The 13,002-nt window shown below is 60.6% G+C and carries 14 protein-coding genes; 6 read left to right on the forward strand and 8 right to left on the reverse strand.

The annotated features are described in order from the left end of the window. The first annotated feature begins 222 nt into the window (after nt 1–222). Complete coding sequence (pcsA, locus tag AC1RR7_RS16060) at nt 223–945, forward strand: phosphatidylcholine synthase (protein WP_102619594.1); 723 nt, start codon at nt 223–225, stop codon at nt 943–945. 45 nt (nt 946–990) lie between these two features. On the opposite strand, the gene AC1RR7_RS16065 is transcribed toward pcsA, so the two are convergent. Continuing rightward, on the reverse strand, nt 991–1,803 hold the full coding sequence (locus AC1RR7_RS16065) for a class I SAM-dependent methyltransferase (RefSeq protein ID WP_096822880.1): 813 nt from the start codon (nt 1,801–1,803) through the stop codon (nt 991–993). Nucleotides 1,804–1,836: 33 nt separating this feature from the next. Beyond that, nucleotides 1,837–2,109 (reverse strand): DUF4242 domain-containing protein, encoded by a 273-nt coding sequence (locus tag AC1RR7_RS16070; RefSeq protein ID WP_102619593.1) that lies wholly within the window; start codon nt 2,107–2,109, stop codon nt 1,837–1,839. 225 nt (nt 2,110–2,334) lie between these two features. Here AC1RR7_RS16070 and AC1RR7_RS16075 point away from each other — a divergent pair, with 225 nt between their 5' ends. Next, nucleotides 2,335–2,796 carry a GNAT family N-acetyltransferase gene (locus tag AC1RR7_RS16075; protein WP_169429817.1) on the forward strand — a complete coding sequence of 154 codons (462 nt, stop codon included), beginning with the start codon at nt 2,335–2,337 and terminating at the stop codon, nt 2,794–2,796. Between the two features lie 18 nt (nt 2,797–2,814). Here the strand turns inward: AC1RR7_RS16075 and AC1RR7_RS16080 are convergent, their stop codons facing one another. The 3 genes from AC1RR7_RS16080 to AC1RR7_RS16090 form a co-directional block, all read right to left on the reverse strand. Then, complete coding sequence (locus AC1RR7_RS16080; RefSeq protein ID WP_493066090.1) at nt 2,815–4,029, reverse strand: cytochrome c biogenesis protein DipZ; 1,215 nt, start codon at nt 4,027–4,029, stop codon at nt 2,815–2,817. A 78-nt stretch (nt 4,030–4,107) separates the two neighbouring features. Then, complete coding sequence (locus AC1RR7_RS16085; RefSeq protein WP_493157968.1) at nt 4,108–4,404, reverse strand: hypothetical protein; 297 nt, start codon at nt 4,402–4,404, stop codon at nt 4,108–4,110. 29 nt (nt 4,405–4,433) lie between these two features. Further along, on the reverse strand, nt 4,434–4,697 hold the full coding sequence (locus AC1RR7_RS16090; RefSeq protein ID WP_096822885.1) for a DUF2790 domain-containing protein: 264 nt from the start codon (nt 4,695–4,697) through the stop codon (nt 4,434–4,436). 294 nt (nt 4,698–4,991) lie between these two features. Here AC1RR7_RS16090 and AC1RR7_RS16095 point away from each other — a divergent pair, with 294 nt between their 5' ends. From AC1RR7_RS16095 to AC1RR7_RS16110, 4 genes are all read left to right on the forward strand, one after another. After that, entirely contained in the window at nt 4,992–5,732 is a 741-nt protein-coding gene (locus AC1RR7_RS16095; RefSeq protein WP_085708690.1) for a response regulator, read from the forward strand. Next, nucleotides 5,729–7,036 carry a sensor histidine kinase gene (locus tag AC1RR7_RS16100; protein WP_192560405.1) on the forward strand — a complete coding sequence of 436 codons (1,308 nt, stop codon included), beginning with the start codon at nt 5,729–5,731 and terminating at the stop codon, nt 7,034–7,036. The genes AC1RR7_RS16095 and AC1RR7_RS16100 overlap by 4 nt, the downstream gene beginning before the upstream one ends. A gap of 230 nt (nt 7,037–7,266) precedes the next feature. Beyond that, entirely contained in the window at nt 7,267–9,450 is a 2,184-nt protein-coding gene (locus tag AC1RR7_RS16105; RefSeq protein ID WP_493157969.1) for a hypothetical protein, read from the forward strand. Further along, on the forward strand, nt 9,437–10,471 hold the full coding sequence (locus AC1RR7_RS16110; protein WP_493157970.1) for an NAD(P)/FAD-dependent oxidoreductase: 1,035 nt from the start codon (nt 9,437–9,439) through the stop codon (nt 10,469–10,471). The genes AC1RR7_RS16105 and AC1RR7_RS16110 overlap by 14 nt, the downstream gene beginning before the upstream one ends. A gap of 5 nt (nt 10,472–10,476) precedes the next feature. Here AC1RR7_RS16110 and AC1RR7_RS16115 read toward each other — a convergent pair whose 3' ends face one another. The 3 genes from AC1RR7_RS16115 to AC1RR7_RS16125 all read right to left on the reverse strand — a co-directional run bounded on the left by AC1RR7_RS16115 (nt 10,477) and on the right by AC1RR7_RS16125 (nt 12,952). Continuing rightward, a complete protein-coding gene (locus AC1RR7_RS16115; RefSeq protein ID WP_493157971.1) occupies nt 10,477–11,226 on the reverse strand; it encodes an HvfC family RiPP maturation protein in 750 nt (249 codons plus the stop codon). Further along, nucleotides 11,219–12,058 carry an HvfB family MNIO-type RiPP peptide maturase gene (locus tag AC1RR7_RS16120; protein WP_493157972.1) on the reverse strand — a complete coding sequence of 280 codons (840 nt, stop codon included), beginning with the start codon at nt 12,056–12,058 and terminating at the stop codon, nt 11,219–11,221. The genes AC1RR7_RS16115 and AC1RR7_RS16120 overlap by 8 nt, the downstream gene beginning before the upstream one ends. 360 nt (nt 12,059–12,418) lie before the next feature. Then, a complete protein-coding gene (locus tag AC1RR7_RS16125) occupies nt 12,419–12,952 on the reverse strand; it encodes a YjaZ family protein (protein ID WP_493157973.1) in 534 nt (177 codons plus the stop codon). Between the last annotated feature and the right edge of the window lie 50 nt (nt 12,953–13,002).

Raw genomic sequence — 13,002 nt, forward strand, 5'->3', positions numbered from 1 at the left:
AACGATAGACCTCCGCACGCGTTGCGCCAGCACCGTTTGGCTGACGCTGCTGCGGGGAAGCGATTTCGGCGTCGAAAAATTTTCCCGGCCAGCTAAGATTCATGAAGGGTGAACCTTATCCCGGCCCGACCGGTCGATAGCTGCAAACCCGACCCGGTTGGCCGCCACCCTTGTCAATCAAGCGTGATACCCGGCTCGCTTCACTTTCTGGAGAACGCCCCTGTGATATCGACCGTCCACATCGCCAGGCTCAAGGCCTGGGGCGCCCATGGTTTCACCGCGACTGGCGTGGTCACTGCCTTTCTGGCCACCCTCGCCCTGCTGGAAAACCAGCCGACCCACTGCCTGATGTGGCTGGGTGTGGCGCTGATCGTCGACGGCCTCGACGGCGCGCTGGCGCGCAAGGTCAACGTGCAGTCGGTGCTGCCGAGCTTCGACGGATCGATCCTCGATCTGGTGATCGATTACCTGACCTACGTATTCATTCCGGCACTGTTCATCTATCGCTACATTCCGCTGCCCGACTACACGCTGCTGCTGACGGTGTCGCTGATTCTGGTGTCGTCGCTGTTCTGCTTCTGCAACGTCAACATGAAGAGCAAGGACAACTACTTCGTCGGCTTCCCCGCCGCCTGGAACGTGGTTGCGCTGTGCCTTTACATCATCGGCCCGGGGCCGTGGCTCACCTTCCTGACCGTGATCGGCCTGGCCTTGCTGACTATCACCCGGATGAAATTCCTGCACCCGTTCCGCGTGCGGCGCTTCATGCCGATCAATATCGCGGTGACGGCGATCTGGTTGCTGTGCAGTCTGTCGCTGGTGATCAACCACCCGGTGATCAATCCACTGGTGATGGGCCTGTGGTTGCTGGCGTCGGCGTACTTTCTCGGCATCTGCATCTGGCGCACGGCGTTGGAGTGGTTTGATGCTTCGCACCTGAAATAGAAATCCCGCGGGAGCGAGCAGGCTCGCTCCCACACGGGTTTGTGCTCAGCGTTTGGTAATCACCACCTCCAGATACTCACTGGGCACCACCATAGACTCCGGTCCTGCCCGGTTCAACCCGTCGATCAATTGCGTCAGATCTCCTTCCAGCGCCTGCCCGCTCTCCGGCGGCAACGCCGCGAACGCCTTGTGCACCGGCCCGTACCAGTGGCGGAAGATGTCGATGAAATGCGCCGCCGAGCGATAGCGGAAGTTGAAGTGACGACGAGTCACCTGCACCTGGAACTGGCGATCATCGAACTGCGAATGCAACCAGGCTTCCGCGCCCCAGTTCGACGGGGGCTGGGCACCGGGTGGCGGTGGCAGATGACGGCCGAGGGTCTTGAACATCTGGCCGACGAAGCCTTCCGGCGTCCAGTTGGCCAAGCCGATCCGCCCGCCACGGCGGCAGACGCGCGCCAACTCCTTCGCAGCCTTGGTCTGATCCGGTGCGAACATCACACCGAAAGTCGACAGCACCGCATCGAAACTGGAATCGGCGAACGGCAGCGCTTCGGCGTCGGCCACCTGAAAGGTCACGTCCAGGTGTTCGGCCCGCGCCCGATCCTGGCCGCGTTCCAGCAGCGCCGCGACATAGTCGGTGGACGTCACCAGACAACCACGGCGTGCCGCCGCCAGCGTGGCATTGCCATTGCCGGCGGCGACGTCCAGCACTTCTTCGTCGCAACGCAGGTCGCAGGCTTCGGCAAGGGTTTCGCCGACGATCTGCAGGGTGGTGCCGATCACGGCGTAGTCGCCGCTGGCCCAGGCGACTTTCTGGCGTTCCTTCAGGGCAGTGAGATCAACGGGGGTACTCATGAACAGGTGCTCCACGACAGGTTGGATCAGGCGTCACTCGGCGGTCGTCGGGTCGATGATGGTCGTCACCCGGGACACGCTGTTGGCCGGGAATCCCCCTTGCCGGGCGTGTTCGCGCACCAGCTCTTCGTTGGGTGCGATGTACACGCAGTAAATCTTGTCGGCAGTGACGTAACTCTGCAGCCACTGCACCTCCGGCCCGAGTTCACGCAGCACGTTGCAGGACGTTTGCGACACTGCTTTGAGTTCTTGCTCCGACAGCTTTCCGGCCCCTGGAATCTCGCGTTCAATCACGAATTTCGGCATGGCAACCTCGCTTTTCTTATGTGTGACAGGGTTCACATCACCCTGCTCCACCACTATCGCGCCGAGGCCGCCCGGCGTCCCCTCCAATCGTCTAAAGAGCCCGTAAACCGGGCTTTCGCCGATGAATGGCGGGATTTTGTAAAGGTCCCGAAACACTGCCGGGGGTTGCCAATGCGCGAGCGGATCGGCTCTCATGCGCTCCCGACCCGAGAACGGAATCCGACCATGTCCTTGCGCCTCGAATGGCTCGCCGACCACATGCAGCACAGCGACACTTACGCCGAGTGGATCCACCGCCAGTTTCACTACGAATATGCCCATCAACCATTGGCCGAATGGCAGCGGGAATTTGCCGAAGGGCAAACCAATGGTGATTGGCGCTGCCTGATCGCACTGGACGGCGAGCGCTTGCTCGGTGGCGCGGCGCTGGCTCGTGCAGATCTTGCGCAACGACCGGATCTGGAGCCTTGGCTGGCCTGTGTGCTGGTCAGTCCCGAATCTCGTGGTCAGGGGCTGGCAGAAAAGTTGATCGAAGGGATTGCCGAGCAAGCAAAGAAACAAGGCCTGCCGCGTTTCTACCTGCATACGCAAAACAAACAGGACTACTACGCAAAACGCGGCTGGACAGTGCTGGAGCGTTTTCAGGCCTGGGACAACGAACAATGGCTCATGGTGCGCGACCTGTGAGCCATTGATGTTCGCGGTTCAGGCTGCAGGTGCCTTGGCCTCTTTCAGCAGCTGTTGAATCATCTGCTCCTGCGCTTCATAACGCCCCTCGCCAAAGTGGGTGTAACGCACCTGGCCCTTGGCGTCGATCAGGTAGTGCGCCGGCCAGTACTGATTGTCGAAGTTGCGCCAGATCGCGTAGTTGTTGTCGATGGCCACCGGGTAGGTGATGCCGAGTTTCTTCACCTGATCCTTGACGTTGTCGATGATCCGCTCGTAACCGTATTCCGGGGTGTGCACGCCAATCACCACAAGGCCGTCCTTGCCGTACTTTTTCTCCCAGTCCTTCACGTATGGCAGCGTGTGCTGGCAGTTGATGCAGTCGTAAGTCCAGAAGTCCACCAGCACCACTTTGCCACGCAGGGATTCGGCGCTCAGTTCCGGTGAGTTCAGCCATTGCACTGCGCCGGTCAGAGACGGCATCGCGCCTTTGCCCTGCTCCTCCGCCGTCGAATCCGCCCGCACTTTGCTGATGAAGTAGTCGACCACTTTCGGCGCATTTTCCAATACGTTTTTCTCGACGCTGGCGACACCTTCGGATGACGTGCCGGCCAGCAGGGTTTTATCCGCACCGGTGGAAATCACGGCGGCTGCCGCTAACACCGCAACACCCGCCCCGCGCCGGAACCAGCCAGTGAACGGGATCGACGGTTTCAACCGGTTGACCAGGCCGCGACCGGCGAAGATCAGCGTCCCCAGCGACAACGCACTGCCCGCACCGTAGGCCAGCAGCAACAGGCTGGTCTGCGCATTGGCACCTTGCAGCATGGCGCCGGTGAGGATCACGCCGAGGATCGGACCGGCACACGGCGCCCACAGCAACCCCGTGGCAACGCCGATCATGATCGAGCCCATGGGGCCGGCCTTCTGGCGGGTGTCCGGATCGAGACAATTACCCAGCAGTACAAATGGCCGTGCCAACCAGTCACCGATACGCGCGGAAATCAGCGACAGCGCGAACAGCACCATCACCACCAGGGCGATGTGCCGACCGGTGTTGTTGGCCTGAATCACCCACTCGCTGCTGACCACCGCCAGGCTGGAAATCGCCGCGAAGGTCAGGGCCATGCCGCCGAGGGTCAGCAGGATCGAAGAACGGCTGCGGTCGACGCCCGCAAACAGGAACGGCACCACCGGCAGGATGCAGGGGCTGAGGACAGTCAACAGACCGCCCAGGAAAGCGATAAGGAACATGAGGTTCACCTCTTGAAGGATGGGCGGTCTGCCGATAAAAGAGGTGTCTGCCGATGACCGACAGACACGCTCAGGGACTTAAGCGGTCTGGCTTTCCAGCCATTGGCTCTGTGGGGTTCGGCTGGCGCCGTTTTCGGCCACCGTCTGGCCTTGCGGGGTATGACTGGAGCCGTCCGCTGCAACCATCTGTCCTTGCGGCGTGTGGCTGGCGCCGTCGGCGGCGATCAAGGCATCGCTGCCCTGCTTGGCCACCGGGCTCAGTTGAAAGCAGGTGCTGCCGGCGCAGCTATTCTGTTCGACGGCACTGTTGGCGTGCGCCGCAACACCAGCAAACGAGAAGGCAATGGCGGTCAGGAAACGCGATACGTTGTTCATGGCGGTCTTCCTTTAAGTGGGGGGGCGGATCAGTTCTGGTTGTCGCAGCCGTCGGCGAATTTGCTGTAGTCGAGAACGCGGGTCTGACCGGCCGAATCGAGGTAAGTCATGCGGGCGTCGACGATGCCGCAGGTCATCGATTTGTCCTCCTTCATCGAGATCACTTTCTGGATGTCCAGATGCGTGCCGTAGGTGTAGGTTTGCGGAGCGGCAACCGCTTCGGCGCGGGCCGACAGGGTGCAGATGTTCAGGGCAGCAAACAGGCAGGCGGCGATTACGGATTTGTTGTTCATGGCGATTTCCTCAAGGCTTCGTTGATTGAGCCGAGGCGCTGTGGTGTGCCTCGATGGAGCTCATTTAAAGCTCGCGAGGTATCCCGTCTGTGTCGGGAAACGGCAGGTATAAATCGCTACGTATCTCGCCCGCCGGGGGATACACAGCGATACAAAACCCTGAAAAAATCGTGTTTTTGCGTCCCCGTGTATCCGTCGTTGCGCCAGATACACTGCAATACAAAGGCAGGCAGGCGAGCCCGCGCGGGCTCTATAGACTGCGAGACATTCCCCCCTTGATAGAGGTTTGGCTCCATGGATCATGTCGATCACATTCTCATCGTCGACGACGACCGCGAGATTCGCGAACTGGTTGGCAATTACCTGAAGAAGAATGGTCTGCGCACCACCGTGGTCGCCGATGGCCGGCAGATGCGCAGTTTCCTGGAAGCCAACACCGTCGACCTGATCGTGCTCGACATCATGATGCCGGGCGATGACGGCCTGCTGCTGTGCCGCGAATTGCGCGCCGGCAAACACAAGGCCACGCCGGTCCTGATGCTCACCGCCCGCAATGACGAAACCGACCGCATCATCGGCCTGGAAATGGGCGCCGACGACTACCTGACCAAGCCTTTCGCCGCCCGTGAACTGCTGGCACGGATCAACGCGGTGCTGCGCCGTACACGGATGCTGCCGCCCAACCTGGTGGTCACCGAAAGCGGCCGTTTGCTGGCGTTCGGTCGCTGGCAGCTCGACACCTCGGCCCGGCATCTGCTGGACACCGACGGCACCATGGTCGCCCTGAGCGGTGCGGAATATCGCTTGCTGCGGGTGTTCCTCGATCATCCGCAACGGGTGTTGAGCCGCGATCAGTTGCTCAACCTGACCCAGGGCCGCGACGCCGATCTGTTCGACCGCTCCATCGATCTGCTGGTCAGCCGTTTGCGCCAGCGCCTGCTGGACGACGCCCGCGAACCGGCCTACATCAAGACCGTGCGCAGTGAAGGTTATGTGTTCTCGCTACCGGTAGAAATCCTCGGAGCCCCCGCATGACGTTTGCCCTGCACTGGCCGCGTACCCTGGCCTCACGGTTGTCGCTGATTTTCCTGATCGGTTTGCTGCTGGCGCAGGCGCTGTCGTTCGGTGCGCAATATTACGAGCGCTATGAAAGCGCGAAGAACACCATGCTCGGCAACCTGGAAACCGACGTCTCGACCTCGATCGCGATCCTCGACCGCTTGCCCGCCGACGAACGCCCGATGTGGCTCGAACGCCTGGCCCGGAACAACTACGGTTACCTGCTGAGCGAAGGCGAACCGGGCACGCCGATCGGCCCGGGCGACGTGCCGATTGCAGTCACCTCGATCACCGATGCCATCGGCGAAGCCTACCCGTTGACCTTCACCGACATTCCGGGGCCGAAAAAGCACTTTCAAGGCCATTTGCGCCTGAGCGACGGCAGCCCGGTGACCATCGACGTGCGACCTTCGATGGTGCCGCTGTCGCCGTGGTTACCCGTGGTGCTGCTCGGACAACTGGCGCTGATGATCGCCTGCACCTGGCTGGCAGTTCGCATCGCCATTCGCCCGCTCACCCGCCTGGCCAACGCGGTGGAAACCCTCGACCCCAACGCCCATCCGATCAATCTGGACGAAAAAGGCCCGAACGAAGTGGCCTACGCCGCCCGTGCGTTCAACACCATGCAGGCGCGCATCGCCGCGTACCTGAAGGAACGCATGCAATTGCTGGCAGCGATTTCCCACGACCTGCAAACGCCGATCACCCGTATGAAACTGCGCGCGGAGTTCATGGACGATTCGGCGGAAAAGGACAAACTGTGGAACGACCTTGGCGAGATGGAGCATCTGGTGCGTGAAGGCGTGGCCTATGCGCGCAGCATCCACGGTTCGACCGAAGAAAGTCGGCGCACCAATCTGGATTCATTCCTCGACAGCCTGGTGTTCGACTATCAGGACATGGGCAAAGAAGTGCAATTGAGCGGCAAGAGCGATGCCGTCATCGACACCCGTCCCCACGCCTTGCGCCGGGTGCTGGTCAACCTGACCGACAACGCGCTGAAGTTCGCCGGCGCTGCCGAACTGCACGTCGAGCGCAAACACACCGAACTGTCGATCAAAGTCATGGATCGCGGGCCGGGCATTGCCGAAGACGAACTGGCGCAGGTGATGGAGCCGTTCTACCGCGTGGAAAACTCGCGCAACCGCAGTACGGGTGGCACCGGCCTGGGACTGGCGATTGCCCAGCAACTGGCGATGGCGCTGGGTGGTTCGCTGAATCTGAGCAACCGTGACGGTGGCGGGTTGTGTGCGGAGCTGAAGTTACCGCTTCATTCGTGATGGCTGTTTAAGCGACGCCGGCCTGCGGGTGTCCGGGATGACATCGCGCGAAGTCGACGGCTACATTCTTCTCGGAAATGGCCGACTGTTATTGCCCGGTGTCGAACTCTATCGTTTGATTTCCACCGCCGCGATGAGCACCGTTGGTCGCGACTGTAAGTTCTGACAGTCGCGATCGCCAACTGATTGATGTGCGATGGCCCCTCGTACAACCGTACCATGGAGCACGCATGAATCTGCTCGAATCCGTAACCCGAACCTGTCAGCGATTGGCTCCAGGTGGCTGGCATTCGCTGTTGCTGGCGCACGGCCTGGATATTCTGGCGCCTTCACTGAAGGCAGAATTGCTCAAACCACTGATCATCGACCGGACGCTCACCGGTTTCGAGGACTTTTGCCCTGACGGCAACCGCGCCATCGAGCCTGCCCTGCCCGCACAAAGCCTGCTCTACCACGCGCTCGCTTCACCGCAAGTCACGGCTGACGAGACCGGGCAGCCTCTAGGGATTTTTCCTACCCATGCCGAAATCGAGGCGGTTCTGAACTACGTGTTCGGCATCCAGCCACCCACGCTCAACGACCTGCTGCAACAGGCTCAAGGTGCACCACTGTCGGTGGCGGTGTTCGCCAGCGAGTACCGCTGCGCCGTCGACACGGTCCACGGCCAGCATGCCGATCTGTGTTTCTCCCGCACCGGGATCGCCCGAACAGGCACCGCAGGCGCCCGCTATGACGAACGACTGCGGTGTTTCCTGCCCTTCGTCGACGATGATGTCCACGGGATTCGGGTGATGCCGGTGCATTACAGCGCCTACCTTGCGGTGCAACTGAAAGGCGATGACCAACGATTCGGGCCTATGGACTTTCAGTCAGGGCTGGATGACGGGCTGGATTTCCAAGTGCCCTTGCACAAGCTCTTCAGTGGAGCGGAGTGCCTGCATGGGCTGGATCTGACCCTGACGCTGGATAACTACCAGATCAACGAAAAGATCCGTCATGTCCACTTGCGCCACAGCGGCACCGGCTGGCAAGAGCCAGAGATATCCGAGCATCCATTCATCATCACCAAGGACCTTGCAGGTTGGGCAACGCAGCCTGACCTGGGACCGGGAATTCTTTCTCCTGAGCCCAAGCCGCATCTGGTCGAGCTGGCTCATTACAAGGGACAACCACTGTCTTTCATGATGCCGGCCAACACCGGCGGCATGGTCCATGGCCGGCACAAGGTGAGAGACGATGGCCAGATCGAGGATCTGAATGATCGCGAGGGAGTTGCCGAACTGGTCAAGCAAGGTGGCTATCGTGCACTGCACTATCAGGATGGCACCGCTGACGGTTTTGTCCGGGCTATCTGCCCACCCCTGACAGACAACCTGCCTTCGAAGGCTGTCTATTCGGTCATCGGCGCCACGGATTACTTTACGTTTTGCAATCCGCGCCGGCTCCTGCACTGGGTGAAAGAGGAACCTGCCTTCTCCAGCCCCGACATCTGGCATGCGCGGCTGGAAGCCTTATCGAATGTGCGCTATTGCGCGAACCTGAGTTTGAAAGATCAGCCCTTCACGCCTGAGGATCGCGGGATCACGGCCATTGTGGCGCTGCCGCGCAAGCCGAAACCGCGTCCGGCCCCCGGAACCTGGCACCCCTCGCCCCCTCGCCCGTCTTCATTGCCGGACGCTGCCGCCGGGGTCTTCGGCCCAGGCTGGGAGGTGGGCTGGGTTCGCTTGCCAGGTCCGAACGGAACCTGGATCAATGCGCTGGCCGGTTATCAGATGGCCAGCCCCTTTTGTGAAGACAAGCGCATCTGTGCCGCGCTCGGTTCCTACTGGCCAGGCGTTGCACCGGACTCCACCCGCACCTTCGAGCCACGCGACAGCCTGCACACCATCATCCCGCTGACCGATGCGGAAACCGGTCAGGGTGATGTGGCCTGGGACAATCATCCTGCCCCGCAGGTGATACTCGACCAAGGCAAGACCTTCGTCCGTTACCACGCCTACGAGTACAGCGACTACACGGGCACGGCCCTTGCCAACGGGTTTTCGCTGAGTCTGACCGGCCAGATCACCCAACAGGCGTATCAGGACCGCGTACTCTCGATGTACCGCGTTTACACGGTGCTTGGACCCGGCGACAACCCTGCCCAGCGCAACTATTGGCCATTGCTGTCTTTTTTCCTGGTGCAACGTCCCGATGCAGAACTCGACATCGCTCAGCAACAATCCGGTGTGACGTTGAACGGATGGGTGCATCGCTACCAGATGTACAGGCGCGGCAAAGTGATCCAGCCGGCCGCCAATTTCAAGTGGCAGGATGTTGAAGTCGAGGAACAAGTGAGCCTCCTGGTCAGCGCCAAAGTCATGCTGATCAAGTACGGCAACGCTGCCTGGCAGCTCGCACTTGAATCGGTTTGACGTGCTGGTGATCGGCGCCGGCCCCGCAGGCTGCGCGGCGGCGATCGGCTGTGCGCAGCGCGGCTTGCGGGTTGCGCTGATCGAGCAGCAACGATTTCCCAGATTCCGCCCCGGAGAAAGTCTGCACCCCGGCATCGAACCGTTGCTGGAACAGCTTGGCGTGGCTGAACAACTGTGTAACCACCATGCCTTGCGTTTCGAGGGACACTGGGTCCAGTGGAATGGTCCGCTGCAGTTCATCGGATTTGGTGGCGATGACTACGGCCCCTGGCGCGGCTTTCAGATCTCCAGGGCCAAACTGGATGCGGCGCTGCTGCAACAGGCTGCTGTTCTCGGTGTCACGGTGTACCAGCCGTGCCGCGCGCAACAGGTACTCCTGCGGGACGATCGCGTGATCGGCGTGAACACCGACGCCGGCCTGCTGTTTGCTCCCTACCTGATCGATGGCAGTGGTGGACCGGGATGGTTGAGTCGAAAACGACAGATCGCAGTTCGACACTACTCGCCGCCGTTGGTGGCCTGTTTCGGATATCACGAGGGCAGTCTGCCCCCCGATGAAAAGGCACCTCGATTGTCAGCCGATCCTGATGGCTGGACCTGGCTCGCGCAGGTTGAGCAGCAGCGGCTGCACTGGGCGCGCCTGACTTTCGAAAAGCAAAAGTACTCTCCAGAGATGATTCCCGAGCGTCTGCGAACACTGCCACGATCGGCTCCGATTCGCGGCGCCGACGTCACTTGGCGCCTCTGCACGGCGCCCGCCGGGCCAGGTTATTTCATGGTTGGCGATGCCGCCAGCCTGCTCGACCCTGCCTCGTCACATGGCATACTCAAAGCGTTGATGACGGGCATGCAGGCGGCAAAAACCGTGTACGACTGTCTCCGGCAACCGGCATGGCAAGGTGCCGCGCGCCAGCAATACAGCCAATGGGTGAACGAGTGGTTCGAGCGAGACTCGGCACAACTGCGCAATTTCTACAGCCTGCATCCCCATCCACCCGAATGGCTGTTACGCGATAGCTGAACCGACTACACCACGCCCAGCACACCGTCTGCATGCATCTGCCGCAACAACGCCAACCCGCTGTCCATGAACGACGCAGTTCCCGGCAACCCTGCCTCCATCGCCAGCCCTTCCAGTTGCTCACGACCCTTCAACGCAGGGAACTCGCCAATGCGCTGCAACAACCGCCAGGCCAACGGGCTCAGCTCGGAAAACTTCACACCGAAATCCACCGCACGCCGCACCAGCAACAAGGTTGGCTGGGTCGGTAGTGTAGAGGGTTGATGATCCGGACTGAGGACTTGCACCGGCCACGTATACGCCAATGGCCAGGCCAGCGCCGAAACCTGCAATGGCCGCTCCACCAGCAACGCGGGATCACTTGCCGAAAATGGCTCGGCGTCGGACTGCTGCAACACCATTTCCACCCACTCGTAATGCGCCAGTTCCACCAGAAACGTCGGCCACTCGCCCGCGCTCAACACGGCGGGCTCCGACGCGAGGTAACCGACAAACTCCTCGGCGATCTCACCGAATTTTGGCGTCTGCGCGCGGTAGTCCCGCAGAAAGCCGCGAATCAGGGTGCGCCAGCGCTGATCGCCGATGATCCGGATCAGCACGGGAAAGGTCCCACCCAACAGTTGCGAGACATTGTTGAACACCAGGTCGCGATAAACGTTGACTCGCGCCGCGTTCATGGCGGCCGGGGGCGTCTCGTTCTCGGGATCGCGCAGGTAGCGCGTCAGGGCCCGTTGTTGCTGCTCAAGGTTATCCACGTTGGCCTCCCTGATTCTGCAAGCGGCGAATGGTCTGCAACTCCGCCACCAACTCGGAGAAGGCCGGGAAGTTGAAGTCGCGTTCGAGCAGGGTCGGCTGGGCGCCAAAGCGTGCATAGGCGTCCGCCAGCAGCGACCAGACCACAGGTTTCACCGACGCGCCGTGAGTGTCGATCTTCAGCGTGTCGGACTCGTCGAAATGCCCGGCCACGTGCATCCCGACCACTCGCCCCGACTCGATCCCGGTCAGAAACGTCTGCGGATCGAAACCGTGGTTGATCGAGTTGACGAAGACGTTATTGACGTCCAGCAGCAGGTCGCAATCGGCCTCGCGCAGCACAGCGTTGGTGAAGGTGACCTCGTCCATGTCCTGCCGGGGCGCGGCGTAATAGGAAACGTTTTCCACTGCCAGACGCCGGCCGAGGATGTCCTGGGCCTGACGAATCCGCGCAGCCACGTGGCGCACGGCTTCTTCGGTAAACGGCAATGGCAGCAGATCATAGAGATGGCCGTCGTCGCTGCAATAGCTCAAGTGTTCGCTGTACAGCGGCACGTTGTAATGATCGAGAAACACCCGGACTTCCCGGAGAAATTCGACATCCAGCGGCGCCGACCCGCCGAGCGACAACGACAAGCCGTGACAGGACAACGGATAACGCTCGGCCAGTTCACGCAGCGCGGCACCGTGGGCACCGCCGACGCCGATCCAGTTTTCCGGGGCGACTTCGAGAAAGTCGAAATCGCCGGTGCGGGCGACTTGAAGATCTTTCATCAAGCCGCGACGCAGGCCGAGCCCGACGCTGGCCTGCAAGGTGGGTTGGGGAATCTGCATGGGCAAGATCTCTGCAAAAGAGCCGCCGGGCGTGGCGACTGACAGACTCAGTTAAACCGGTGGGTGTATCGCCGCTGTGTGGGCAATGCGCGGGAAATGGCGAGTTTTGTATCGGCGGCGAGCCTGTACACAATGTGATACAGAACCCGCTGACTTCTTCGTGAACGACGAGTTACTAATTCATTGACGTATCCGCCAGTTTTCGTTAGCTTTGCCCCCATCGAAGCGACTGACCAGATGAGATTGAGCGCTTCCCAGCAGCGAGAGCTGTAACCGCGCAAGGCGGTTCGTAAGTGGTGTCTGGATCTGCTTTACCGAAACGAAAAAAGGCGCCTTTGGCGCCTTTTTTCGTTTCTGGTGTCAGCGTTTGGTGGAGGTCGGTTGACGAAGGTAGACCTTACCGCACAGCAGCATAAATCCCATTTTCCCGAACAGCCTGGGCGGCTTTTCAGTCTGGTGGCAAGCGCTTTCCACGACCAGATTGAGATCTTGCAGCTTCTCTTCGGCAGCGCGACGCAACTCAAAAAAGACATGGTAGGGCCCGCTCGGATCCTCAATCATGATGGAGTACGCCCAGTTTCGCATCGCCGCCGTTTCACTAACTTTCGCCTGGGGATGATTCAATCCCTTGATCACTGGCGGCAGTGACAGTGAAAGGCGGTAACGGGTCATGCAAAAGCTACGCTGCCGCTGGGCATGGTCGAGCAGGATTGGCTCCCCATCCGGATGTAAGTCTTGATCGTATCCCTTGCTGAAACAATGATTCGAAAAAGTGACATGCACGCGTAAATCACGCTTCGCCAATTGACTCTGAATCGTGAACGTAAAGGGTTCGAGATGAGAAAAGTTGTACGTTGATCCGTCTATGCACAGCGGTGGAAAGTAGGCGGTCAATTCGCTCTCCGTTGCATCCAATGCATCATTTCATTTCTGCGCTTCGGCTC

The sequence above is a fragment of the Pseudomonas sp. GW821-FHT11G12 genome (assembly GCF_058808055.1).